Annotated in this window: 37 protein-coding genes and 2 tRNA genes; 31 read left to right on the top strand and 8 right to left on the bottom strand. The window is 70.7% G+C overall.

The features are described 5' to 3' along the window. Positions 1-416: 416 nt before the first annotated feature. From FVE89_RS10510 to FVE89_RS10430, 17 genes are all read left to right on the top strand, one after another. A complete protein-coding gene (locus tag FVE89_RS10510; protein WP_160533978.1) occupies positions 417-605 on the top strand; it encodes a hypothetical protein in 189 nt (62 codons plus the stop codon). Positions 606-642: 37 nt separating this feature from the next. After that, positions 643-900 (top strand): hypothetical protein, encoded by a 258-nt coding sequence (locus FVE89_RS10505; protein ID WP_160533977.1) that lies wholly within the window; start codon positions 643-645, stop codon positions 898-900. After that, entirely contained in the window at positions 900-1,106 is a 207-nt protein-coding gene (locus tag FVE89_RS10500) for a hypothetical protein (RefSeq protein WP_160533976.1), read from the top strand. The genes FVE89_RS10505 and FVE89_RS10500 overlap by 1 nt, the downstream gene beginning before the upstream one ends. Continuing rightward, the gene (locus tag FVE89_RS10495) at positions 1,103-2,230 is read left to right on the top strand and encodes a glycoside hydrolase family 108 protein (RefSeq protein WP_160533975.1); all 1,128 of its coding nucleotides are present in this window, start codon (positions 1,103-1,105) and stop codon (positions 2,228-2,230) included. The genes FVE89_RS10500 and FVE89_RS10495 overlap by 4 nt, the downstream gene beginning before the upstream one ends. After that, positions 2,230-2,388, top strand: coding sequence for a hypothetical protein (locus FVE89_RS10490; RefSeq protein ID WP_160533974.1), 159 nt, complete (start codon positions 2,230-2,232; stop codon positions 2,386-2,388). The genes FVE89_RS10495 and FVE89_RS10490 overlap by 1 nt, the downstream gene beginning before the upstream one ends. A 3-nt stretch (positions 2,389-2,391) precedes the next feature. Next, positions 2,392-2,910 (top strand): hypothetical protein, encoded by a 519-nt coding sequence (locus FVE89_RS10485; protein WP_160533973.1) that lies wholly within the window; start codon positions 2,392-2,394, stop codon positions 2,908-2,910. Continuing rightward, positions 2,907-3,224, top strand: coding sequence for a hypothetical protein (locus FVE89_RS10480; RefSeq protein ID WP_160533972.1), 318 nt, complete (start codon positions 2,907-2,909; stop codon positions 3,222-3,224). The genes FVE89_RS10485 and FVE89_RS10480 overlap by 4 nt, the downstream gene beginning before the upstream one ends. Then, positions 3,221-3,439 (top strand): hypothetical protein, encoded by a 219-nt coding sequence (locus FVE89_RS10475; protein WP_160533971.1) that lies wholly within the window; start codon positions 3,221-3,223, stop codon positions 3,437-3,439. Before FVE89_RS10480 ends, FVE89_RS10475 begins: the two co-directional genes overlap by 4 nt. Next, a complete protein-coding gene (locus FVE89_RS10470; protein WP_160533970.1) occupies positions 3,436-3,726 on the top strand; it encodes a hypothetical protein in 291 nt (96 codons plus the stop codon). Before FVE89_RS10475 ends, FVE89_RS10470 begins: the two co-directional genes overlap by 4 nt. Further along, positions 3,723-4,178, top strand: a complete 456-nt coding sequence (locus FVE89_RS10465) for a hypothetical protein (protein WP_160533969.1) — start codon at positions 3,723-3,725, stop codon at positions 4,176-4,178. Before FVE89_RS10470 ends, FVE89_RS10465 begins: the two co-directional genes overlap by 4 nt. After that, positions 4,175-4,810, top strand: coding sequence for a hypothetical protein (locus FVE89_RS10460; protein ID WP_160533968.1), 636 nt, complete (start codon positions 4,175-4,177; stop codon positions 4,808-4,810). The genes FVE89_RS10465 and FVE89_RS10460 overlap by 4 nt, the downstream gene beginning before the upstream one ends. A 23-nt stretch (positions 4,811-4,833) precedes the next feature. Further along, positions 4,834-5,679 (top strand): ParB/RepB/Spo0J family partition protein, encoded by an 846-nt coding sequence (locus tag FVE89_RS10455; protein WP_160533967.1) that lies wholly within the window; start codon positions 4,834-4,836, stop codon positions 5,677-5,679. Beyond that, positions 5,679-5,849 (top strand): hypothetical protein, encoded by a 171-nt coding sequence (locus tag FVE89_RS10450; protein ID WP_160533966.1) that lies wholly within the window; start codon positions 5,679-5,681, stop codon positions 5,847-5,849. Before FVE89_RS10455 ends, FVE89_RS10450 begins: the two co-directional genes overlap by 1 nt. Positions 5,850-5,958: 109 nt before the next feature. Next, positions 5,959-6,165 (top strand): hypothetical protein, encoded by a 207-nt coding sequence (locus tag FVE89_RS10445; protein ID WP_160533965.1) that lies wholly within the window; start codon positions 5,959-5,961, stop codon positions 6,163-6,165. A 1-nt stretch (position 6,166) separates the two neighbouring features. After that, on the top strand, positions 6,167-7,450 hold the full coding sequence (locus tag FVE89_RS31070) for a helix-turn-helix domain-containing protein (RefSeq protein WP_246730612.1): 1,284 nt from the start codon (positions 6,167-6,169) through the stop codon (positions 7,448-7,450). Further along, on the top strand, positions 7,450-8,001 hold the full coding sequence (locus FVE89_RS10435) for a hypothetical protein (protein ID WP_160533964.1): 552 nt from the start codon (positions 7,450-7,452) through the stop codon (positions 7,999-8,001). Before FVE89_RS31070 ends, FVE89_RS10435 begins: the two co-directional genes overlap by 1 nt. Beyond that, a complete protein-coding gene (locus FVE89_RS10430; protein ID WP_281408961.1) occupies positions 7,991-8,386 on the top strand; it encodes a dATP/dGTP diphosphohydrolase domain-containing protein in 396 nt (131 codons plus the stop codon). Before FVE89_RS10435 ends, FVE89_RS10430 begins: the two co-directional genes overlap by 11 nt. Before the next feature lie 144 nt (positions 8,387-8,530). Here the strand turns inward: FVE89_RS10430 and FVE89_RS10425 are convergent, their stop codons facing one another. Genes FVE89_RS10425 through FVE89_RS10410 form a run of 4 tightly spaced genes read right to left on the bottom strand, consistent with a single transcriptional unit; the run spans position 8,531 to position 11,412 of the window. Continuing rightward, the gene (locus FVE89_RS10425) at positions 8,531-8,899 is read right to left on the bottom strand and encodes a DUF6634 family protein (protein ID WP_160533962.1); all 369 of its coding nucleotides are present in this window, start codon (positions 8,897-8,899) and stop codon (positions 8,531-8,533) included. A gap of 40 nt (positions 8,900-8,939) precedes the next feature. Beyond that, positions 8,940-9,314: a hypothetical protein gene (locus tag FVE89_RS10420; RefSeq protein WP_160533961.1), complete on the bottom strand. Its 375-nt coding sequence runs from the start codon at positions 9,312-9,314 to the stop codon at positions 8,940-8,942. Beyond that, entirely contained in the window at positions 9,311-9,655 is a 345-nt protein-coding gene (locus tag FVE89_RS10415; protein ID WP_160533960.1) for a hypothetical protein, read from the bottom strand. The genes FVE89_RS10420 and FVE89_RS10415 overlap by 4 nt, the downstream gene beginning before the upstream one ends. After that, the gene (locus FVE89_RS10410) at positions 9,655-11,412 is read right to left on the bottom strand and encodes an AAA family ATPase (RefSeq protein ID WP_160533959.1); all 1,758 of its coding nucleotides are present in this window, start codon (positions 11,410-11,412) and stop codon (positions 9,655-9,657) included. The genes FVE89_RS10415 and FVE89_RS10410 overlap by 1 nt, the downstream gene beginning before the upstream one ends. 778 nt (positions 11,413-12,190) lie before the next feature. Between FVE89_RS10410 and FVE89_RS10405 the strand changes: the two genes are divergently transcribed. From FVE89_RS10405 to FVE89_RS10390, 4 genes are read left to right on the top strand one after another with little or no spacing between them, the layout of a single operon-like run. Continuing rightward, positions 12,191-12,592, top strand: a complete 402-nt coding sequence (locus FVE89_RS10405; protein ID WP_160533958.1) for a hypothetical protein — start codon at positions 12,191-12,193, stop codon at positions 12,590-12,592. 2 nt (positions 12,593-12,594) lie between these two features. Continuing rightward, on the top strand, positions 12,595-12,882 hold the full coding sequence (locus FVE89_RS10400; RefSeq protein WP_160533957.1) for a hypothetical protein: 288 nt from the start codon (positions 12,595-12,597) through the stop codon (positions 12,880-12,882). Next, the gene (locus FVE89_RS10395) at positions 12,882-13,166 is read left to right on the top strand and encodes a hypothetical protein (protein WP_160533956.1); all 285 of its coding nucleotides are present in this window, start codon (positions 12,882-12,884) and stop codon (positions 13,164-13,166) included. Before FVE89_RS10400 ends, FVE89_RS10395 begins: the two co-directional genes overlap by 1 nt. Further along, positions 13,163-13,513, top strand: coding sequence for a hypothetical protein (locus tag FVE89_RS10390; RefSeq protein WP_160533955.1), 351 nt, complete (start codon positions 13,163-13,165; stop codon positions 13,511-13,513). Before FVE89_RS10395 ends, FVE89_RS10390 begins: the two co-directional genes overlap by 4 nt. A gap of 23 nt (positions 13,514-13,536) precedes the next feature. Here the strand turns inward: FVE89_RS10390 and FVE89_RS10385 are convergent, their stop codons facing one another. Further along, the gene (locus FVE89_RS10385) at positions 13,537-14,082 is read right to left on the bottom strand and encodes a hypothetical protein (protein WP_160533954.1); all 546 of its coding nucleotides are present in this window, start codon (positions 14,080-14,082) and stop codon (positions 13,537-13,539) included. A 98-nt stretch (positions 14,083-14,180) separates the two neighbouring features. Here FVE89_RS10385 and FVE89_RS10380 point away from each other — a divergent pair, with 98 nt between their 5' ends. The 7 genes from FVE89_RS10380 to FVE89_RS10350 all read left to right on the top strand — a co-directional run bounded on the left by FVE89_RS10380 (position 14,181) and on the right by FVE89_RS10350 (position 16,328). Further along, positions 14,181-14,708, top strand: coding sequence for a hypothetical protein (locus FVE89_RS10380; protein WP_160533953.1), 528 nt, complete (start codon positions 14,181-14,183; stop codon positions 14,706-14,708). Beyond that, positions 14,705-14,899, top strand: a complete 195-nt coding sequence (locus FVE89_RS10375; RefSeq protein ID WP_160533952.1) for a hypothetical protein — start codon at positions 14,705-14,707, stop codon at positions 14,897-14,899. The genes FVE89_RS10380 and FVE89_RS10375 overlap by 4 nt, the downstream gene beginning before the upstream one ends. A 1-nt stretch (position 14,900) precedes the next feature. Then, positions 14,901-15,110, top strand: a complete 210-nt coding sequence (locus FVE89_RS10370) for a hypothetical protein (protein ID WP_160533951.1) — start codon at positions 14,901-14,903, stop codon at positions 15,108-15,110. Continuing rightward, positions 15,107-15,382 carry a hypothetical protein gene (locus tag FVE89_RS10365; RefSeq protein ID WP_160533950.1) on the top strand — a complete coding sequence of 92 codons (276 nt, stop codon included), beginning with the start codon at positions 15,107-15,109 and terminating at the stop codon, positions 15,380-15,382. The genes FVE89_RS10370 and FVE89_RS10365 overlap by 4 nt, the downstream gene beginning before the upstream one ends. Further along, entirely contained in the window at positions 15,379-15,705 is a 327-nt protein-coding gene (locus FVE89_RS10360) for a hypothetical protein (protein ID WP_160533949.1), read from the top strand. The genes FVE89_RS10365 and FVE89_RS10360 overlap by 4 nt, the downstream gene beginning before the upstream one ends. A gap of 119 nt (positions 15,706-15,824) precedes the next feature. Then, positions 15,825-15,900, top strand: a tRNA-Phe gene (locus FVE89_RS10355). A gap of 20 nt (positions 15,901-15,920) precedes the next feature. Further along, positions 15,921-16,328 (top strand): hypothetical protein, encoded by a 408-nt coding sequence (locus FVE89_RS10350; protein ID WP_160533948.1) that lies wholly within the window; start codon positions 15,921-15,923, stop codon positions 16,326-16,328. A gap of 170 nt (positions 16,329-16,498) precedes the next feature. Here the strand turns inward: FVE89_RS10350 and FVE89_RS10345 are convergent. Next, positions 16,499-16,574, bottom strand: a tRNA-Ala gene (locus tag FVE89_RS10345). Positions 16,575-16,698: 124 nt separating this feature from the next. Here FVE89_RS10345 and FVE89_RS10340 point away from each other — a divergent pair. From FVE89_RS10340 to FVE89_RS10330, 3 genes are read left to right on the top strand one after another with little or no spacing between them, the layout of a single operon-like run. Beyond that, entirely contained in the window at positions 16,699-17,001 is a 303-nt protein-coding gene (locus tag FVE89_RS10340; RefSeq protein WP_010684838.1) for a YggT family protein, read from the top strand. A 12-nt stretch (positions 17,002-17,013) separates the two neighbouring features. Continuing rightward, positions 17,014-18,057, top strand: a complete 1,044-nt coding sequence (locus tag FVE89_RS10335; RefSeq protein WP_160533947.1) for a MaoC family dehydratase — start codon at positions 17,014-17,016, stop codon at positions 18,055-18,057. Between the two features lie 35 nt (positions 18,058-18,092). Next, the gene (locus FVE89_RS10330) at positions 18,093-18,689 is read left to right on the top strand and encodes a GNAT family N-acetyltransferase (protein WP_160533946.1); all 597 of its coding nucleotides are present in this window, start codon (positions 18,093-18,095) and stop codon (positions 18,687-18,689) included. A 7-nt stretch (positions 18,690-18,696) separates the two neighbouring features. Here FVE89_RS10330 and FVE89_RS10325 read toward each other — a convergent pair whose 3' ends face one another. After that, the gene (locus FVE89_RS10325) at positions 18,697-19,329 is read right to left on the bottom strand and encodes a hypothetical protein (RefSeq protein WP_160533945.1); all 633 of its coding nucleotides are present in this window, start codon (positions 19,327-19,329) and stop codon (positions 18,697-18,699) included. Between the two features lie 127 nt (positions 19,330-19,456). Further along, positions 19,457-20,398 carry a helix-turn-helix transcriptional regulator gene (locus FVE89_RS10320; RefSeq protein ID WP_160533944.1) on the bottom strand — a complete coding sequence of 314 codons (942 nt, stop codon included), beginning with the start codon at positions 20,396-20,398 and terminating at the stop codon, positions 19,457-19,459. Between the last annotated feature and the right edge of the window lie 15 nt (positions 20,399-20,413).

Genomic DNA, 20,413 nt, shown 5'->3' with positions numbered 1-20,413 from the left:
GCGGGGTGTCCATTACGGTAAGCGGTCGGGTCCGACCGGTGGCGGCGGTGGAGTGTGGATTCGACCGCAGGCCTAGGCCGGAAGGCCGGATCGTATCATCGCGGCGCGATCGGGAAGCCTTGGCAACGGCCTAGGCCGCAAAACGCTCGTGAATTTTCAGGCATTCGTACCGATCCGGCACGATTTCCTATTGCACAACCCTTCCGCGAATCGTCGTGGGTCGTAACCATAACTCCACGATGGAACCCTCACTCAACCCAAGCGTTGACGCCCCTTCGCCCACGCCGATCCGGTCGACGGCGCGGCGCGCGTCGGCCGGCCGGCATCGCCGGGCCAAGACCTCGGTCCTGATCCGGTCGCGCTTGGTCACGGCGCTGGCCCTGACGATCAGGGCCCGCCGGCTGCGAGCCGAGGACATGCGCATCCTCCTCGGCGAGTCCGAGGGCGGCGCGGGGAGCCTTCGCAACGAATTCGCCCACATCCGGGCCCGCCGCACCTGCATCGGCGTCGAGCGCCTGCAGGTGTTCTGCGAGGCCCTCGACGTCGACGCGATCGAGGTCATCGCCGGGGTGTGGCAGCCGCCGGTCCTGGAGACGCTCCAGTGACCCGCATCCTCTCCACCCCCGCCGAGAGGAGCGCCTGATGCGCCTCGACTTCTCCATCGCCCAGATCGTCCGGGAGCCCGACCGCTTCATCGGCGACAAGATCGAGATCTCGGCCACGGTCCTGGTCGCCCAGGTCGATGGCGACGAGCTCTACATGAGCTGCGAGGCGGCCCGGATCTCCGAGACCTTCCCCGCCACCGAGCGCGACTACAAGCGCGGTGGCCTCATCGTCCTTCGTGCGGCCCGCGACAAGCTCCGGGCCCTGCACGAGGCCCACATCCGGGCGCACGACTGATGCGCGCCCGCACCGCCCTCGGCCTGCTGGCCACCTTCGCGTTCGCGGTCCTGAGCGACCACAAACTCCGCGCGCGCAGCCGGCAGGCCCCTCTCTCCCCCGCGACCCCCGAGCCCGTGCGCCGGCTGCTGTCCAAGGAGGACGCGGCCCGGATCGCCATGGCGCCGGAGGCCGTCCCGCACTTCGTCCAGAGGTACTGGCAGTGAGCGCAGCCGATTTCCAGATCGCCCTGGCCAAGACCCTCGTGTTCGAGGGCGGCAAGGTCGACGACAAGGACGATCCCGGCGGCCGCACCAATCGGGGCGTGACGCAGCACGTCTACGACTCGTGGCGCCGGCGGAAGAGCCTGCCCCCGCGCGACGTCTTCGTAATCACGGACGCCGAGGTCCAGGCGATCTACCGGTTCCAGTATTGGGACATGGTGAAGGGCGACGACCTGCCGAGCGGCATCGACATGGTCGTGTTCGACGGCTCCGTCCACTCCGGCCCGGTCCAGTCCATCAAGTGGATCCAGCGCGCCCTCGGCACGGTCCGCGTCGACGGCGTGATGACCGCCGCGACCCTGGCCGCGATCGAGGCCTACCCGGACCACGATCTCCTCGTGGCCGCCGCCATCGAGCGTCGCAAGGCGTTCCTCAAGGCGCTCAAGGGCTACCGCAAGTACGGCCGGGGCTGGAACTCGCGCTGCGATCAGCTCCTGAAGCTCGGGCAGGAGCATGCCTCCGGCTCGTACGGCTCGCAGCCGACGTACCTCGTCGGCATGGACGCCCGGGCCTACATCACGGACGCCAAGACCGCGCCGTCCCCCGCGGTCGCCGACGCGGTCACCGGCGGTGGCCTGTTCGCCACTGCCGTCGACCAGATCACCACCGCTCTCAACCCGCTCGCGAACACCTTGCCGACGGTCGGCACCGTGGTCGGCGTGGTCACGGCGGTCGGCGGCCTCGCGGCGACGGGCGGCTTCCTCTATCGGACCTGGGCGACCCGCAAGGCCCACGCCCTCGCCGACGCCCTCGACGCTCGCCCCGTGGCATTTCTGGCCCCCGCCGCGATCCCGCCGGCGGCCGATGATGCCCCGGCCCCCGCGCCGACCCCGGATCCCGTCCCGCTGCAGCCTGCCGCCGCCCCGGATGAGGCCGCGATCGCGGTTCACGCCATGACGCCGGGGGCCGTGTTCGAGCTGCCGCCCGGCTCCGTGGTGCAGCCCGCGACGGTCGAGGATCCCCGCATCGTGGCCTTCCACGAGGTGCCGCACCCGGCCGAGCCGGCCCCGGTGACCGAGCTCCCCTCGGCCCCGGATCACCTCGTCGCGCTCCCCGGAGTGCACTGATGGACTCCTTCCTCTCGCACGGCGGCGGGGGCGGCGGGATCGCCTTCGGCGGTCACCGCGCCCCCGAGCCGGCCCCGCATCCCCAGCCCGCCCCGGCCGCCCCTGCTGCCGAGGCCCCAGCCCGCAAGGCGCCCTCGCGCCGGAAGAAGGAGGCCTGATCCATGGGTGCCTTCGTCTCCATCGCCCTCGGACCGGTCGGCCGCTACCTGGCGGGCGGATCGGTCCTGTTCGCCATCGTCGCGGCCCTGTTCGCCGCGGGAATCCGGTACGACCGCAGCGAGGCCGCGGTCGCGGTCGAGCGCGCGGCCCGCGCCGAGGCCGACACCCGGCACATGGCCGCCACCGCGCAGGCCAACGCCAAGACCGCGAGTGAGCTCGCAGCCGACAACGAGCAGCAGGCCTTGGCCTACGCCGCGGACGCCGAACGGTCCCGCGACGACGCCGACCGGTTCGAGCTGGCGCGCCAGGCCGCCGAGGCCGGCCGCCGGGCCGCCCAGGCCGAGCTCGCCGAACTGCGCAAGGAACTCGCGGCCAAGCCGGCCGAGCCCGCTCCCCTCGTCGACGACGCGGTCCATCGCGCGCTGCGCGGCCAGCCGCTCGGCGACGACGCCTCGATGCCGTCGAGCCTCCGGGCCGCGATCGAGGCCCTCGGCGTGAAGCACAAGGGGAGGAACCGGTGATCCGCCGCCTCGTCGCCCTCATCGCCCTCGGGGCCTGCCTCGCCGGCTGCCAGACGGACACGGTCTACGTCGACCGCATCCAGTTCGTGCGCCCCGCGATCGCCCCGAGCCTCCTGTCCTGCAAGCCCGAGCCGGCCGCCCCGGCGCCGACGGCCAAGATGCGGGCCGTGGCCCCGTACGTCGTCGACCTGGCCGAGGCCGGCGAGGACTGCCGGCGCAAGCTGGACACCGTCCGGGCGCGCCTGTCCGAGCCGACCCCGCCGCCGGCCGCCCCGGCGGATCCCGCCCCCGCCGCGGAGTCCCCCGCGTCGTGACCCACGTGCTGCGCGAGCGCGCCCGCCTCATCGCCGACCTGGAGATCCTCCGCGCCATCCAGCGCCCGGGGGCCCGTCTCGATGAGCCGCGCCCGCGCAGCTTCGCCCTGCCCGCCGCCCTTCTCCTGACCGCGACCGGCCTCGGGCTGGTCGCCTACGGCACCGCTACCCGGCCCACGGCCCAGGCCTGCGCCCCGATCGTGAGGCTCCCGTGACCATGGAAACGTCCAAGCTCGCGGAGGTCCTCGCCGGGGTGGGCGAGATCAAGAGCGATGTCCGCAACCTCGGCGGCCGCCTCGACCGGATCGAGTCCGGCCTGCGCGAGAACTACGTCGCCAAGGCCGACTACGTCGAGCTGCGCGTCGGCCATGAGGGCCGCATCACCGCGATCGAGGGCCGGTTCCGCACGGTGTGGATCGTGATCGGCGTGGTCGCGACGCCCGTCGTCGGCACGCTGGTGAAGATCATCATCGAGCGCCTCGTCTCGGGAGGCCACCCGTGAGGCGGCTCGCTCCCTACCTGCTCGCGGCTTGGGCCCTGCTCTGGGCCGGTTGGGTCGCGGCCCCGTATTTCGAAGCCCGCTTCCGGCCGATCCGGGTCGAGCAGGAGATCCAGGTCGTCGAGCGCGGCTCCCGGCTCTGCTGGGTCTGGCATTCGACCAAGCTGCGCGCCGTGGCCTCGGACGACATCGACGTCCACCTGGTGGTCGGGGGCGACTGGCCCAATCGGTACAGCGTCGCCGTGTTCAACCGCGACACCGGCATGCCGTGGTCCCGCTCCGGCGCCATGGGCGTCGGCACGCACGACCTGCCGTTCTGCGTCCTCCTCCCCCCTCACGTCACCGACCGCGACGACCTCGTCGTCGAGCAGACCGCCTGGTTCCCCGGGTGGCTGGGCTTGTGGCGCGTGCCCCTCGTGATCCCGCCCGTCACCTCCCGTGGAGCCAAGCCGTGATCTTCCAGGTCCTGTTCTCGCTCGCGTCCTTCCCGCAGCTCGTGGCCCTGGCCGCGCTCATCGCCGTGCTGCTGTGGCGGTTCGTCGACCTCCCCGAGGCTCGGGTCACAAGCATCGCGGCGTTCCAGGGCGGTCGCACCTACCGCCGGGGCGACAGGGTCCGGGTGCGCGGCGAGGCATGGGAGTGCATCGCCGTCCATACGAACCAGTTCTGCCACCCGAAGACCGTCATCACGGACGGCATGCCTAAGACGGATTTCACCCCCGTCCATTGGACGCCCATCGCGGCGCCGGGCTTCCTCGAAGGCGTCCTCGTCTGGATCCGCAGGATCCTCTACGGGATCGCCAAGGCGCTAGTGGTCTGGGGTCTGGCCTGGATCGCCGCGGTCGGACTCAGCGTCCTGATCACATTCGCGGCCGCCCTCCTGACGGTGCGGCCCGAGCCGGCGCCGGGGCCCTCGGAGCGGCCCGCCGCCTTCACCACCACCGACGCCGGGATCCGGCTGCTCAAGGCCGAGAAGGCCCTGATCGGCTCGATGAGCCCGACCAAGGGCCCCGCGTCGACCTACGATCCGGCGGACGTCGGGGCGGCGATCGCCGAGGCGATCCGCCGGGCCCGCAAGTCCATCTGACCCGCCCGCGCACGGAGGGGACCATGCGCCCGATCGACACCGCCGGCTTCACCAAGCCCAACGACCGCGCCGAGCCGGGCGCCGCGCCGATGCTCCAGTGGATCCCGATCGGGGACCTGGTCGTCGACGATCGCTACCAGCGCCCGATCCGCGGCGAGGGCGAGCGCAACGTCCGCAAGATCGCGGCCTCGTTCAAGTGGAGCCGGTTCGCCCCGGTCGTCGTGGCCCCTGTCGAGGGCGGCCGCTTCGCGATCATCGACGGGCAGCACCGCACCACGGCGGCCGCCATCGTTGGGATCGAGCGGGTCCCCTGCCAGGTCGTCGTCGCCGCCCCCGGCGAGCAGGCCGACGCCTTCAAGGCGATCAACGGCTCGACGACCAAGATGAACCGGCAGGCGATCCACCGCGCCGCTCTCGCCGCCGGGGACCCCGAGGCCGTGGCGATCGACGACGCCTGCCACCGCGCCGGCGTGGAGATCCTCACGTACCCGGTCCCGACCAAGGCGCAGAAGCCGCTCCAGACGATGGCTGTCGCCACCCTCGCCGAGGCCCTGCGGACCTACGGCCGGGACACGCTGATCACCGCCCTCCAGTGCGTCAGCGAGACCTCGAACGGCGAGGAGCCGGGCCTCCTCACCGGGCCGGTGATCAAGGCCCTGTGCGACGTCCTCCACCACCGGAAGGACTGGCGCGACTCGGGGAGCAAGCTGCTCGACGCCTTCGACGAGATCGACCTTGAGGCCGAGGTCGAGCGGGCCCGGCTCGCCCCGAAGCGGGTGGGCGTCAGCACCGCGATGGTCCTGGCCGCCACCCTCAACCACATGCTCATCCGCTCCCGGCACCTGCTCGAATTCAGGCTCGCCGCCTGATGCCGGCCGCCCTGCCGATCGCGATCCGGGTCTGCCTCAGCCTCGCGTTCGGCTCGGGGCAGGTCCTGCCGGGCTTCACATGCCCGGTCCGCGATCCGCTGCCGTCCGAGGGGCCCGCCCCCCGGGTCGAGACGCCCCCGGCCAAGAGGACCCCGACATGGATCCGATGACCCCCGTCAGGTTCACCGTGTGGTGGTGGGCCATGGCCGCCGGCATCCCGATGCTAGGCGCCGAGCTCGCCAAGGAAGTGTGGGGCCCGCTCCCCACCTGGAGGTTCTGATGGCCAAGCCAGCCACCCGCTTCGCCGAGGCCATCGCCGAGGCGGACCCCCGCAAGGTCGCCGCCATGATCGAGAGCCACGGCGTGGGCGTGACCGCGGCCCGCTACCGGATGGACCGCGCCCTCCTTCATCGCGTCGCCGAGGAGGGCCGTCGCATGAAGGCCGCCGGCGAGACGTGGTCCAAGCCCGCACGGAAGGCCGCCTGACATGCCCGTCGCCAAGGTCACCGATGCCGAGATCCTCGCGGCCGTCCGGGCCGCCGGCAACGTCAAGGCCGCCGCCAGGGCCCTCGGGATGGCCCGTTCGTCGATCGGCGAGCGGTTCAAGAAGCTCACCGGAGCCGTGCAGGCAAATGATACCGAAATGGCTTTCGCTTCCGAGCGGGGCCTTCTCGGGACCGAGCCCGTCCTGCCCGGGTACGCGATCAAGCGGACCACGGCGGTGTACGGCAAGGAGGGCGAGCTCACCCGCGAGTACGTGACCCAGGCCAAGGCCCCGGGGCGGCAGGGCGAGATCCCGGCCGGCCACGTGGTCAAGGGCGTGTCCCAGCTCAGGGACGCGATGGGGCGGGTCACCCAGGAGTGGGTGAAGACCCGCGAGGGCGTGGACCCGCGCGACGTTGTCGAGGCGATCAAGGCGGCCTTCGAGGGCTACGAGGGCCGGCACGAGCCGATCCCCGCGCCGGCGGCAGCGTCGACCGACCTGCTGACGCTGCTCCCCCTCGCGGACTGGCACATCGGAGCCCACTCCTGGGGCCGGGAGACCGGCACGGACTGGGACCTGAAGATCGCCGAGGAAGTCATCGGCCGCGCCGTCGAGACCGTCGTCGAGCGGTCCCCGGCCTCGGACCTCGGCGTCGTGCTGGGCGGCGGCGACCTGATGCACGCCGACAACCAGGACAACCGCACGGCCCGATCGGGCAACCAACTCGACGTCGACGGCAGGTATCCGAAGGTTTTCGAGGTCGCGTCGCGGCTGACCGTCCGGACCGTCGATGCCATGCTGCGCCGGCACCGGAAGGTCGTCGTCCGGATCCTCAAGGGGAACCACGACGAGCACTGCGCCGTCGCGATCGCCCACTTCCTCTACGCCTGGTACCGCAACGAGCCGCGGGTGACCGTCGACCTGGACCCGTCCCTGTTCTGGTACTGGCGCCACGGCCGGGTGATGCTGGCCGCGACGCACGGGCACGAGACCAAGCTCCAGGACCTGCCCGGCGTCATGGCCGCCCGGCGCGCCGAGGACTGGGGCCTGACCCGGTTCAGGTATGCCCATGGCTTCCACATCCACCACAAGCGGCTGATCGGCTTCGAGGCCGGGGCGGTCGTGGGGGAGAGCCACCAAGCGCCGGTCGCGCAGGACGCGTGGCATCACGGAGCCGGATTCTTGTCGGGGCGCTCGCTCCAGACCATCACCTACCACCGGTCGTACGGGGAGGTCTCGCGTGCCCGCGAGGCGATCCTCGACGCGCAACCCGAGGGACACGCCTGATGATCACCTACGCCCCATCCACCCGCGAGGAATCCCTCGGTCGGGCCTACCTGCCCGAGATCCACGCCGCCCCCATGGTCGACCAGACCCGGATGTGGTGCGAGGGCGCCAAGACCGGCCTGCGGTTCGCCGTCGACCTGCTGCGGACCGCGCAGGCGCATGGCGTCAGCATCGAGGACGCGATCGCCAGCCTGGAGGCCTCCACGGCGGTGCCGCACGAGTCCGAGCGGTACGGGCATCGCTACGAGACGGCCGTCATCGCCCGGCGCGACGAGAGCCCGGATCCGGACGACAACGGCGCCTGGTTCGCCTGGACGATCCCGGCCCGCGGCGAGCACGACACGCCCGGCTACCTGCGCGCCGTCGCCCTCTGCCGTGGCGGCCGCCCCAGCCTGGATGACATCCACGAGGCGCTCGACGGCGCGTCGCCGTTCGGATCGCAGGGCAGCGTCTATCGCCTTGCCACCCAACGGTGGCGCACCACCCGCGAGCCCGCCGCCGGCGGCTTCACCTCGGGGGCGGACATGGTCGAGGCCTTCTATGCCAAGTGAGAATCCCAAGCGGACCGCCGGCATGCGCAAGCTGCCGCTGGAATTGATCCCGCGCGTGGCCCTGGTGCAGGAGGCTGCCGTCCTCGGCCTAGGGGCGGATTGCCCGGCCAAGGCCTACGGGCGCCACAACTGGAGGAAGGATCCGATCGACGCCGAGACGTATGTCGGCGCGATCGAGCGGCACCTGACCCTGTGGGCCGCGGGCGAGGATGCGGACGAGCAGAGCGGCGTGAGCCATCTCGCCCATATCCGGGCGACGTGCGCGATCCTGCTCGACGCGATCGACGCGGGGACGTTCCTGGACGGCAGGATCCTGAGCCCCGAGACGATCCGGATCCTGAAGGCGTACGACGCGGCGACCATGCCGGTCGTGAAGGCCGCCTGACGCCTCTCGCTCAAGATAGCGCGGGTTTCCGGCTCTCTCGTGCAAGATAGCGTCGCGGCCGGGGCCTTATGTTCAAGATATAACGGTCCCGGGCCGCTTATGTGGAGGATATAACGGTTTGGGCCCTGATCGGGGACCTTCCGTTCAACGCTTGAGGCCCAGCGCCTCGGCGACCTCGTCCGGGATGTCGGGCGAAGGCTTGTACGGCTCGCCCAGGGCGTAGAAGCGTGACTCAGTCCGGATCCAGCCGTCGCCCATCGCGACGATGGGCGACGTCCAGCACGGGCCCGAAGGCAGGCGCGGGTGGCGCTGCACGTTCCCGTGTGCGCAAAGGCGCCCGGCGCCCGGGCCGAACCCCGGGTAGCCGACGAGGCGCCACCGATCCAGGAACGGGGCGTCGGCGAGCTCGGCCTCGGACGGCTCCTCGCCGCGCTGCAGGCGGTCCAGGTCGGCGTTGAGCAGGTCGTTGCGGGCCTTGAGCTCGGCGAGGGTGTAGCGGCGGAACTTCGGCATCGGGGCCTCCTTCGGGCAGGGTCTCATCGGGGGGAGAAAGTCACCAGGAGCCCGGCGCGCGGGCGATGATGTCGGGCTCGGCCATGCCCGGGCAGCCGGGTATCCACGCCGCCCAGAGCGGGTCCCCCCTGAGGGCCAAGGTGAAGTTCCCGACCCTCGGGACCTCGCCCATGACCCACTCGGATTCGGGCTTGGCGACGCCGTCGAAGTGCCTGGCCTCGGGAGGGCTGACCGTCGTGTCGTAGCAGCGCAGCTCCCACCGCGTGCCCGAGACGAGCCGCTGGAATGTCAGCCGAGCCAGGAGCGCACCGTCGGGCCGGACCTGGCGCACGATGACCAGCCATCGCCCGGGGCCCTGGCCGGGCGGTGGCGCGGGGGCCGCGGCGAGCGCGGCGGCGAATAGAAGCGTCTTCATGCCGGCCCCCATGCCCATGCCGAGCCGTCCGGCTCGAACCACACCCCCACGGCGCGCGCGACGCGCTGGCCGCAGACCACGAATCCCGGTCCGTCCTGCGGCGCGTAGCGCAGCCGCAGGGCATCGAGCGGCCGCAGCCAATCGTCGACGCGGTAGCCGCGCGCGTAGGCGTGGACGGTGCGTTCGCCTGTCCGGATCCAGCGCTGCCGCCCCGGCTCGCTGGCATGGAAGGTCACCCGCCCGAGGATGACCGCGGGGACGTGGCCGACGACGCGGCCGTCCTCGCGCAGGGACCAGAGCTTGCGCGTCCGGTTCCAGTAGACGTCCGTGGGGCCCGGCATCACTGCCTCGGCGCGGTGGCGTCGCGCGTCGTCAGGACGGCCGCGACGAGCTGGCGGAGGACGCGGAGGCTCCCGCCGCCCCAATGCTCGCGCAGGGCCTGGAGCTCGACGCCGTCGAGATTCGGGCACCACGCCTCGTCCAGCCCGCGTTCGAACCGCAGGTCGTCCAGGATCGAACTCGCGAGCGTCTCCAGGTGCTCGGGCCCCGGGGCCGGGACGGAGATGATCGTGCATCGGTCGAGGAGCGGCTGCGGGATGCCCTGCAGGGAGTTGGCCGTTAGGATCCAGTTGACCGCCGAGAGGTCGAGGGGCGCCTCGAAATACGGGTCGACGTACCGAGCCGAGCTCTCCGGCTCCATCATGTTGACGAGCACGTCGAGGACGTTGCCGTTGTGGCGGCTTTCACCGGCCTTCTCGACCTCGTCCATGACGAAGCAAGGATTCGCGATCTTCGCCGAGATGATCGCCTGGATGGGATTGCAGGGCCGGCCCGACGACCAGCCGCGGTTGGTCCCGCCGAACATCGCGTCCGACTGGCCGGTGCACGGGTAGACGACCGGCTTGAGTGCGAGGATCTCGGCGAGGCGGCGGCCGTATCGGGTCTTCGCTATGCCCGGCTGCCCGAGCAGGATGACGTTGGGCAGCTTGACCCAATCCCGGCCGACTTGCGTCGTCAGGAGCCTGGACGTGATCGCCGCGAGGTGGGGGAACTCGTCGTCGAGGAGCTCGCGCGCCTCGACGAGGTCCTCGCACTGGGCGAGCGGGATCTGAAGCTCGGCGATCTTCTCGGCGTCCTTGCGCGCGTCGCCGCGACCGCCCGACCCGCCCTTCGGCAGGTGCTCGATCGACCCCAGCACCCTGAGGGAGGGGCGTGGAGGCGCGAACGCGAGGTCATCGCCCTTATGGACGATGCGTGCGTTCTTGAAGAAATCCCGCGCCGCGGTATCGGAGGCAGGCTCCGTGCGCACGATCCCGGCCCGGTCGTCATCGAGGCCGTCGAGCGGATCGAATCCGTCGAGCGCGTCCTTGGGCCGGTCATCGGACCGCGCAGCCGATGCGGGCTCGTCCTCCTCATCGTCCCACGGCCCGGCGTCGATCGCGTCGAAGACCACGCCGATGCTGTCCTGGACGCCGCGCAGGATAGACGAGAGGTGCCGCAGCTCCGTGGCCCTATCCTCCCGGTGCCTGATGAGCCCGACGTCGTCCCCCAGCGCCCTGTCAAGGTAGTGGAAGATGCAGCGCAGCAGGCCCCATCCGTCCTGGCTGATCGTGACCCCCGGTGACGCGGTGTAGCGATAGCCGGCGTAGGCCCGCTTGGCGCAGCGCAGGCTTGCGTCGGTATCACCCCACTCCGCTGCCCAGACGTCGCAGCGGTCCGCCAGGTCGTTGAGCTCGACGTGCGTCAGCGCGATCATCTTCAGGGCGTTGGCCCGCACGGCGGCGTCGACGCGCAGCAGGGCCTTGCGCAGGGACCGGGCCGTCCGGACGGTGGGCTTGTCGCGCAGGCGCTCCATCGGACCGACGAGCGACCCGGGCAGCTTGTGCTCGCTGCCGGGATCGAGCCACGCCCCTATCACCAGACGCACATCCTCGTGGGAGCTTCCGCCCAGGAACTCCATGCCGGCGAGGAGGTCCTGCGCCCTGGCACCCTTGTAGCGTCTGGCCTCGGTGTAGAGGTGGAGTTCCTTGCGGATGCGGCGGATCGAGGAGGCGCGCTGACGTGCGACGTGGTCGCCGGGCTTCGTGGAGGCGGGCATGGGAGGATCTCAGCGGTCTTGAAACGGAGCGAGCGAAGGCTGCCGAGCGGCGGGCTCAGGCTTTTCGGGCTACGCGTTTCAAGAGGCGCTGGGTCATGGACCGGATACTGAGTCCTTGCCGGCGCCCAGGCAATAGCAGATCGCCGGGACGGTAAAGATTTCCCTGGACGGAACGACATGCCGAAGTCACCCACAGGTGACATCAGAGCCATCCAGGCCTGAAATGTAACCTGCAGGTGACAAAAAGCGGGCCCCGACGACTGTCGAGGCCCGCTCAGTTTAGGGAGGAAACACCGGCGTGAGCCGGAGCCCAGAAGGGCATCCCCGCGAATGTGCGGGGGGGGCATGTCCTGCGCAAGACGACGCTGGACGATGGGTCATCCCCGCCTGGGCCGGGTGTCGAACTTGGAACCGGACCAGGCGGGATTGTGGGTCACCCCCGCCGGGGCGGGGAACTGTGATTTCGGCATGCCGAAGCACCTGCTCGACGCCGGGTCATCCCCGCGTTGGCGGGGTGGGTAAGCTTCCTTGGTGTCCAAGCGCAGGGGCGGACTATCCTCGGCCCGAAGACCGGGGGCCACGCTTGGCACTCTCTCCTAAAACCATGGTCGGTTCATCCCCGGCCTCGCGGCGGGGCGTGCCAATCAAACTAAGCCATCCATCATCTAGGTCCACCCTGTGGAAAAGAATTCCCACGAGGTCGGCATAGTGTTGCTGGCTTGCATCAGCGGTTTCGCGGGGTGCGGTGGTTCAATACCTCCAAGTGACGGAGGGATTCATGGTCGACTTGCAGGCGATCGTTCGATTAGCCATCGACGCCAATAAGCGAAAGGGCGAAGCCACGTCGAAGGTCCTGGCGATCAAGTGGATCCGCACGACGTTCGACATTTCCCTGGGCGACGCCAGGGCGATGTTCGAGGACGCCTTCATGTGCAACGCCGCCAGGTACTCTGAGAAGTACGCAAACGTCGTAGGCCTCTGCCAGGCGCGCGAGGTTCCAAACATCATGAACCTAGATCTGCGCTTGGCCGTCGTTGAGCAAGCGGCGGGTAAGAGGGCGGCCTTCACAGTGAAGATGGCCGATGGTCGGGAAGCGATGTTCAGCGGGCGTCGCGGCGACGTCGTGGCTCTCAAGGAAGCTCTGGCAAGTCCGGTCTCTAGCCCGGCCTGGCAAGCCTGACCGTGACGCTCACGGACTCCCAGCGGGCCGCGATCAGGGCCCTGCGCGACGCCGGCGGCGAGGGCGCGATCGACCGCCACGGCGCCGTGGTCGCCTCGGGCCAGCGGCTGCACTTCCTCACGGACACCTGGCTGCGCCTGGTCACCCTCGGCCTGCTGGAGAGCGCCGGTCCCCTGCGTGTCCGCCTGACCAAGGCGGGCCGGCGCGAGGCCGGGGCCGCCGGGCGGAAGGTGGACGTCCTTTTCACCAGCGGCGGGGGCCAGATCCTCGCGCATCCGGGAGCAGAATGATGGCCCCGCGCCAGCGCTACCCCCTCACGCAGGACGACGAGCGGACGCTCAGGATGCTGGCGATCGTCAGCGGCACGGTCCACCCGTGGGTGGGTCGGCTCCTCGCCCCGCGGGACTACACCGAGTCCGTGCGCGCCACGGTGATCTTGGGCGACCAGAGGCAGCAGCTCCGCGTCCTCCGACAGGAGGTGGGGGACCAGGCCTTCAAGCAGCTCATGCTCGACGAGATCGCCGCCCGGGTGGTGGCCTTGGCCGATGTCATGGCTGACGGAGGGGGACGATGAGGTTCGATCACCGGTGGTCTGAGCCTGAGGTGTCCTACCACCAGATCACCTTCACGCTCGAAGAGCTGCAGGCGGCCTCGGCGGCCACGGGCCTCGACGTCCGCGAGTTCCGCGGCGCGTGCGTGTTCGAGAGCACCGTCGGCGAGGGGCACCACCTCGACGAGTACACGCTGGACCCCAAGGCGGTCGCTTACCTGCAGCCGCTCGTCTCGGCCGCCCTCGATCGCAAGAACGCAGCCGAGGACCGGCGGAACACGTGGTGCAGGGCCAGGCACCAGGGCTGGCAGGTCCTCGACGCAGCCGGGAATCCGGTTCCCGAGCCGGCTTACCCGGGAGAAGACTGGTGACCCGCCCCGCCCCCTCTCCGGAGCTACTCGCCGCGCTCGCCAAGCGGTTCGGGAATAGCCCCGCCCACCGTCGCTGGCTTGAGATCCACGCGGGCCCCGATCAGGGCCCGGACGGCCTCGGCGGCGCTGGCGGTCTCGCTCCCGTGCGGTACGACCCCGTGGAAATGGGCGCGCCCGGTGATCGGGTCGGCAACGATGACGGTGGACCGCTTCGTGCCGACGAGGACGCTGACGCGAAGCTCGACGCGGCTGGAGCAGCCCGTGCCGTCCTCGACGCTCCAGCGGACGGCGGAGGGGGCCCGGCACGCCGCGACGGCCTCGGCCTCGATGGTGGCCTCGTCGGCGGGGCCGCCCCGGGCGGGCATGCTCTCCCGGCCGGCGTCGAGGGCGGCGTCCCGGGCTTTCAGGGTCGCGCGGCGGGCGTGCCAGTCGTCGCGGGGGCGCTCGACGTCGCTGCTATCGCACGCCCCGAGGAGCTCCGCGACGTCGGCGCAGCCGGTCAGCGAGAGCGCTTGCTCGGTGGAGAGGCGGCCCTCGCTCCAGGCCTCCAGGGCATCGTGAACGCTCATCGGCATGCGCCGGAGTCTGAGTCCGCCCGGGTCCCGAGGCAAGCCCGCGTGAATACGGGGTACCCGGCCGTCGGGTCTTTCGGTTGAGGGAGGGGAAAATGGCTCGCGTGATCCAGCAGATCTACGTTCAGGAGGACACCCCCTTCACGATGCAGAAGGGAGCGATGGATCGCATGCTGCTCGCTTGCGTCCGGGGGCAGGTGGAGCGGCTCGATCGCATCGACACCCTGCTCAAAGGCGACCTCTCCACGGAGGAAGCCCATCGCGAGATCACCCAGCAGCTCGCGCAATTCGGCGACTACGAGGAAGGGGAGAGCGTCCAGGTCTTCACCGCCAACGTGCAGGTCGCCCAGGGCTTCGCCCGCCGGGTGCTACCGGGGTGCCAGCTTGGGCTTCTGGCGGAGCATGGAGAGCACCGCGCCGTCTTCGTCGATCCGCCACCGGACGAGCGGCTCACCGAGATCGAGCGGAAGACCACGATCCGCGCGGAGGTCTGGCCGGTGGCCTGCGGCAACGCCGAGGCCGTCGCCCTGTTGCGCGCGGTCGCCCACGTCATGCGGATGATCCTGCGTAGCGACCTCGCCAAGTACGAGGCCGCCGTCGCCGGGGCGGAGGACAGGCCATGAGCACATTCGAACTCATCGCGGCTGGGATTGCCTTCATCCTGTTCGGGATCCCGGCCGCCTTCCTGATCGCCATCGGGGTCGTGGTCATCAGCGTATCGCTGTGGCGACTGGCCTTCTTCATGGCGCGGGAGATCCGAAACGACCTTCGGGGCCGCCGGCGCGTGGACCGGACGGCCGAGTGGGAGGTCTGACATGGCCGCTGAGATGAAGGTCAAGTGGATCACCCCCAACGGGGATGGGACCTACGCCATCACCACGCCGGACGGCTACCACTTCCCGCGCGTCGCGCTGTCCCAAGCCGAGACCGGGGTCGAGATTCGAACGACCGTCACGGACTTCGTCGTCGAGAGCGACGGATCCTGGACGCTGGCCCGCGCGCCGATGGAGTTGGGGGAGCCATGACGATAGAGCGCACCATCCGTCGGGAACTCCGCCGATCGGGCGTCCCCGTCCACGCCAGCCGACGGCAGGCCAGGCGCCTCGCCGCCGAGGTCGCCGAAGCCGAGATCCGCCGCGAGGCGATCCGGTTCGGCGGGGATCTCCAGGCCGCCCGGGCCGCCCGGCAGGGGGCCGCCATGGGCGAGAGCGTCGCGCTCGGGCTGCTCGATTTCACCCGCTTCGTCAGCGCCGGCATGGACCGGCTCCAGGCACATCTGAACGGGAGGGGAGCGTGAAGATCCACGAATCCAGGTATGGCGGCGGCCCCGGCAACTTCCATATCGTGACCCGCGGCGACACGCTCCACGTGGACCTCACCTACCCCAACATCACCAAGGAAGGTTGCCGACACATCCACGTGAACCAGGAGAGCGTCCGGGCCAGCGACGGCATCCTGCTGTCCTACGACTACGACCGCGACGGCTGGAGCATCCAGCAGGAGGTCATGATCGACATGGACGGCTGCATGATGCCGGTGGAGCCCGAGCAATGGGTCGAGGTGGCCTTCATCAAATCCTGGGCCCTTCTCCGGGAGCCGACCGAGGCGGAGCGGGCCTGAGCCGCGCGAGCTTTGTCGATTTCGCCCTCTGAATCATGCGGTTTGTCGCGGCCGCGAGAGCTTTGTCGCTGCGAGGCCGCCCTGTCCGAATCGCCGGCTCGGTGAGACGATCACCGCACGCCCCGGCAGCTGACCCGGTGATAGCGCTGGACTGAAAATCCGGAGAGGGACGTTCGACTCGTCCCCGGGGCACCACCTTCCGATCCGAGGACCCCATGACCGAGCAAGAGAGGGTGGCCGTGGATGCGGCCTTGGTTCACCTGCCGACCGGTGTGGCTCGGATCTGGCGCCAGACGATGCTGTTGACTGGCGTCATCGAGGTCAACGAGGCCGATCGGACTTGGGCAGCAACGTTCGAGCTCCCCGAGCCCGAGCCGGCGCCCGTGGAGGGGGCCCTCGTCGACAGGTTCGGCAACCGGTTCTTCAAGGTTGGCGACCTGGTGACCCGCGACGGCACCGACATCCACCGCGTCGTCGAGCACAACGGCTCCGATGGCTACGCCCCGGACGCGTTCACCGTCGTCTGCGTGAAGGCGCCGGCGGGCGGCTGGTGCAAGGTCGGCGACGAGGAGTTCAACATCTGCCGCCGCTACGAGTGGATCGGCGACGCCATCGACGCCTGACGATCACGACGGCCGGGTAATCCGTGTGGAAAATCCCTGGGCTCGTGGGTCTCGGTGAATTTCAATATGGGTCTTGCGTGGGTCGCGTCCTGGGTGACGGCGTTTCCGCACCCGAAAATCCCTGAGCGCTGACAGTGCCTTACGTGACGACCACCGGACCCGTGGGTCTCTGGTGGAGCTGAGGGGATTCGAACCCCTGACCTCCGCAGTGCGATTGCGGCGCTCTCCCATCTGAGCTACAGCCCCGTCGAGGCGCCGGCCTTGTAGGCGCGGGCGGCTCAGCCTGTCAATTCCCTGTTTCAACGCCGCCCGCCAAAGCGCCGCTCCGGCGCCGGGGCGCGGGCGCCCTGAGGATAGCGCGCGGACCCGCATGAACGCCCTGATCTGGCTCTTCGACACGGTCGTCCAGCTCTTCATCTACGTCCTCATCGCCAGCGCGGTCCTGAGCTGGCTCGTGGCGTTCAACGTGGTGAACGTCCGCAATCCGATCGTCGCCCAGATCGGCGAGGTGCTCTACCGGCTCACCGAACCGGTGCTGCGGCCGATCCGCAACCTCCTGCCCAATCTCGGCGGCGTCGACATCTCGCCGATCATCCTGATCCTGCTGCTGCTGTTCATCAGCCGCCTGCTGCACGAATATGCCGTGCCCGCAACCTACGTTTACGCGCAGTAGGATCGCCCGCCCGTGAAGACCAATCCCGGCCGCTTCTTCGAGGATTTCCGCCTCGGCGAGACCATCCGCCACGCCACCCCGCGCACCGTGACGGCGGGCGACGTGGCGCTCTACACGGGCCTCTACGGGCCGCGCTTCGCGGTCCAGTCCTCGGACGCCTTCGCGCGCGCCTTCGGCTACCCGAAGAGCCCGCTCGACGATCTGCTCACCTTCCACATGGTGTTCGGCAAGACCGTGCCGGACGTCTCCCTCAACGCGCTGGCCAATCTCGGCTACGCGGAGGGCGGTTTCCGGCGGCCGGTCTATCCGGGCGAGACCCTGTCGACCGTCTCCGAGGTGATCGGCCTCAAGGAGAGCTCGAACCGCCAGACCGGCGTGGTCTATGTCCGCTCGGTCGGGTCCGACGAGCGCGGCGAGACCGTGCTGAGCTATTGCCGCTGGGTCCTCGTGCGCAAGCGCGACCCCGAAGCCGCGATCGCCGCGGAGCACGTGCCGACCCTCGCCAAGGTGGTCGATCCGCAGGACCTCGCGGGCGCCCTGCCGCCGCTCTCGGCCGCCGCCTACGATGCGGAGCTCGCCGGCAGCCCGCACCGATTCGCGGATTACGCGGTGGGCGAGAAGATCGACCACGTCGACGGCATGACCGTCGAGGAGGCCGAGCATCAGATCGCCACGCGCCTGTTCCAGAACACCGCCAAGGTGCATTTCGACGGGCTGGCCGCCAAGGACACCCGGTTCGGCCGCCGCCTGATCTATGGCGGGCACGTGATCTCGCTGGCCCGGGCGCTCAGCTTCAACGGGCTCGCCAACGCCTTCGCGATCGCCGGCATCAATGCCGGCCGGCACGTGGCGCCGCTCTTTGCCGGCGACACGGTCTATGCCTGGAGCGAGGTGCTGGCGACGGCGGATGTCGGCCGCGCCGATGTCGGGCTCCTGCGCCTGCGCACCGTTGCCACCAAGAACCAGCCCTGCGGCGCCTTCCCGGACCGCGCCGGGGAGGGCTACGATCCCGCCGTGATCCTCGATCTCGACTACTGGGCATTCGTGCCGAAATAGCGCGCGGCGGGGCCCGGCGCCCGGACAGTGAGCCTATGGCCGTAACCAAGCGCGCGAAGACGACCGCTCTCGTCGTGCGCCGCGCGGGACCTGAGGACGCGGCTGCCATCGCCTCGGTCCACGTGACGGCCTGGCACGAGGCCTATGGCGGTCTGCTGCCCGCCGAGATGATCGACGCCCTCACGGTCGAGGTGCGGCAGGCGTGGTGGGCGCAGGTTCTCAGCCGCCCGCAGCCGGATGCCGACGAAACGGTCTATCTGGCCGAGATGGATGGGAAGCCGGTCGGATTCGGCCTCGGCAACGCCCAACGCGCGGGCGCCCTGGCGGCGTTGGGCTTCGACGGCGAGATCCGGGGGCTCTACGTCCTGTGCGCCGCCCAGGGGCGCGGCGCTGGCCGGTCCCTGGTCGCCGCGATGGCGAGGGGCCTGCAGCAGGCCGGATACCAAGCGGCCGGCGCCTGGGTGCTGCGCACGAACGCGCCCGGCCGGCGCTTCGCCGAAAGCCTCGGCGGCACCCCGCTCGACGGGCCGGAGGCCGTCCGCGGACATGGCCGGTTCACCGAGATCGCCTACGGCTGGCGCGATCTCGCCTCCCTGGCGGCAGCCTGCGATCCGGGCTCCCGGCGCAACTGAGGGTCGTTCAGCGGATCCCCCCGCCCACCACGCCCGCCTCGACCCCCAGCGTCAGGCGATCGGTGACGGCCCACTCGACCCCGACGCCCGCCACCGGCCGCACCGCGATGTCCTGGCGGCTGAACGGGACCGTGGCCGGCGTCGGCCCGACGCGCAGGGTCTCGTGCAGGGCCACGGCCCCCGTCTTGGCGTAGACCAGGACATCCGGCGTCAGCAGGGTCCCGACCTTCACCTCCAGGGCGCCGGCGAAGTCGCGGCTGTAGGCGAGCCGCCCGTAGCCGGGCGTCAGGGGGCCGTCGAGCCCGGCGAGGTAATCGAAGCCGCCGCTGATACCGTAGAGGATCGGGCCCTCCTGCCACATCCGCCCGCCCTCAAAGCCGATCGTGGGGCCGGAATAGCTGCCGAAGTGGCGGGAGCTCGTCACCGCGTAGCCGGTCGACAGGCTGGCGTAGGAGCCGGTCCAGCGGCCGGCCGCGTCCGCGACGGGGGCGGGCCACGCGAAGGCGGGCAGGGGGGCGAAGCCGAGCGACGACCCCAGGAGGGCCTGGGCGGCGGCGGGCTCTGCCGGCAGGCCGCAGGCTCCGAGCACGAGACCGGCTGCGAGCCGTCGGAACGGACGGGATTCGGCGCGTCGCATCATGCCGACAGCTTAGCCGAAGGCAGCGGGCCGCGACAGGGCGGGGCGGGCGTCCCCGGACAGCCCTCCACGATCCGGCACCGCGTCAGCCGGACCCCGAACCGATGACCCTCCGGGAACGGAGCGCGGTTCACCCGTCCGCGGCCGGGACTCGGTTCGCGGCGACGGTCTGGAACCGGTCCGCCCTGCGCAGCGACCGCCGCGCCTGCGAGGGGGTGAGGCCGAAGCGTCTGCGGAAGGTCCGGTTGAAGTAGGACAGGTCGCCGAAGCCGACATCGAACGCGATGGCGCCGACCGGCCGCGCGTCGTCGCCATCCGTGAGGCGCTGCATCGCCCGGTCCAGGCGGCGGGCGAGGACGAAGCCCGAGAAGGTCTCGCCTTCCGCCTGGAACAGCGCCTGGATCTGCCGGCTCGAGATCCGCTGGGCCTGGGCCACGGTATCGAGGCTCAGGTCCGGGCTGCCGAGGCGCTGCTCGACCTCGGCCTTGAGCGCCTGGATCCGCAGATCGCGCCGGCTCGGGATGGGCGCGTTCGCCTGGAGGTCGGGCTCGCGCACGATGAAGGCGAGGAGTTCGGCCAGATGCGCCCGGGCGAGCTCCGCCAGCGCCGCGGTGGCGGCCGGAATCAGCCCGCGCAGCAGCCCCGCGGCATAGGCCGTCAGGGTCTGCAGGCCCGGATGGTCCCGCCCGATCCGCCGGAGGAAGCCGGATTCGAGGGCGGCCAGCGGCCCCGCGAGCCGGGTCCGCTCGATCGCCAGGACGTCGATCCGGTCGACGGCCGTCGCGGCGAACACGGCCCCCCGGCTCGCCGCGACGAGCAGCGCATCGCGCGAGCAGCAGGCCAGCGTGCGCCCGCCCTGCGTCACCTGAAGACGCCCGACCGCGGGCCGGACCAGAAGCAGGCGCTCGACCGCTCCTTCGTCGCACCAGGTCCGGGACGGGCCGAACACCGAGGCGATGCCGAGATCGGGATCCAGGCGGATCGCGGTCCGCCCACGGAAGGGAAGGGCATCCGGCCCCGCGATCGTCTGTGGAAGCGCACCGCCGGCCGGCTCGGCCCGATCGGCGCTCATCGGTGCGTCCCCGTG

Origin of the sequence: Methylobacterium sp. 2A (assembly GCF_009806555.1) — a bacterium.
In the GTDB taxonomy this organism is placed as follows: Bacteria; Pseudomonadota; Alphaproteobacteria; order Rhizobiales; family Beijerinckiaceae; genus Methylobacterium.
The sequence above is the reverse complement of the archived record's forward strand: the minus strand, read 5'-3'. Positions and strand labels throughout refer to the sequence as shown.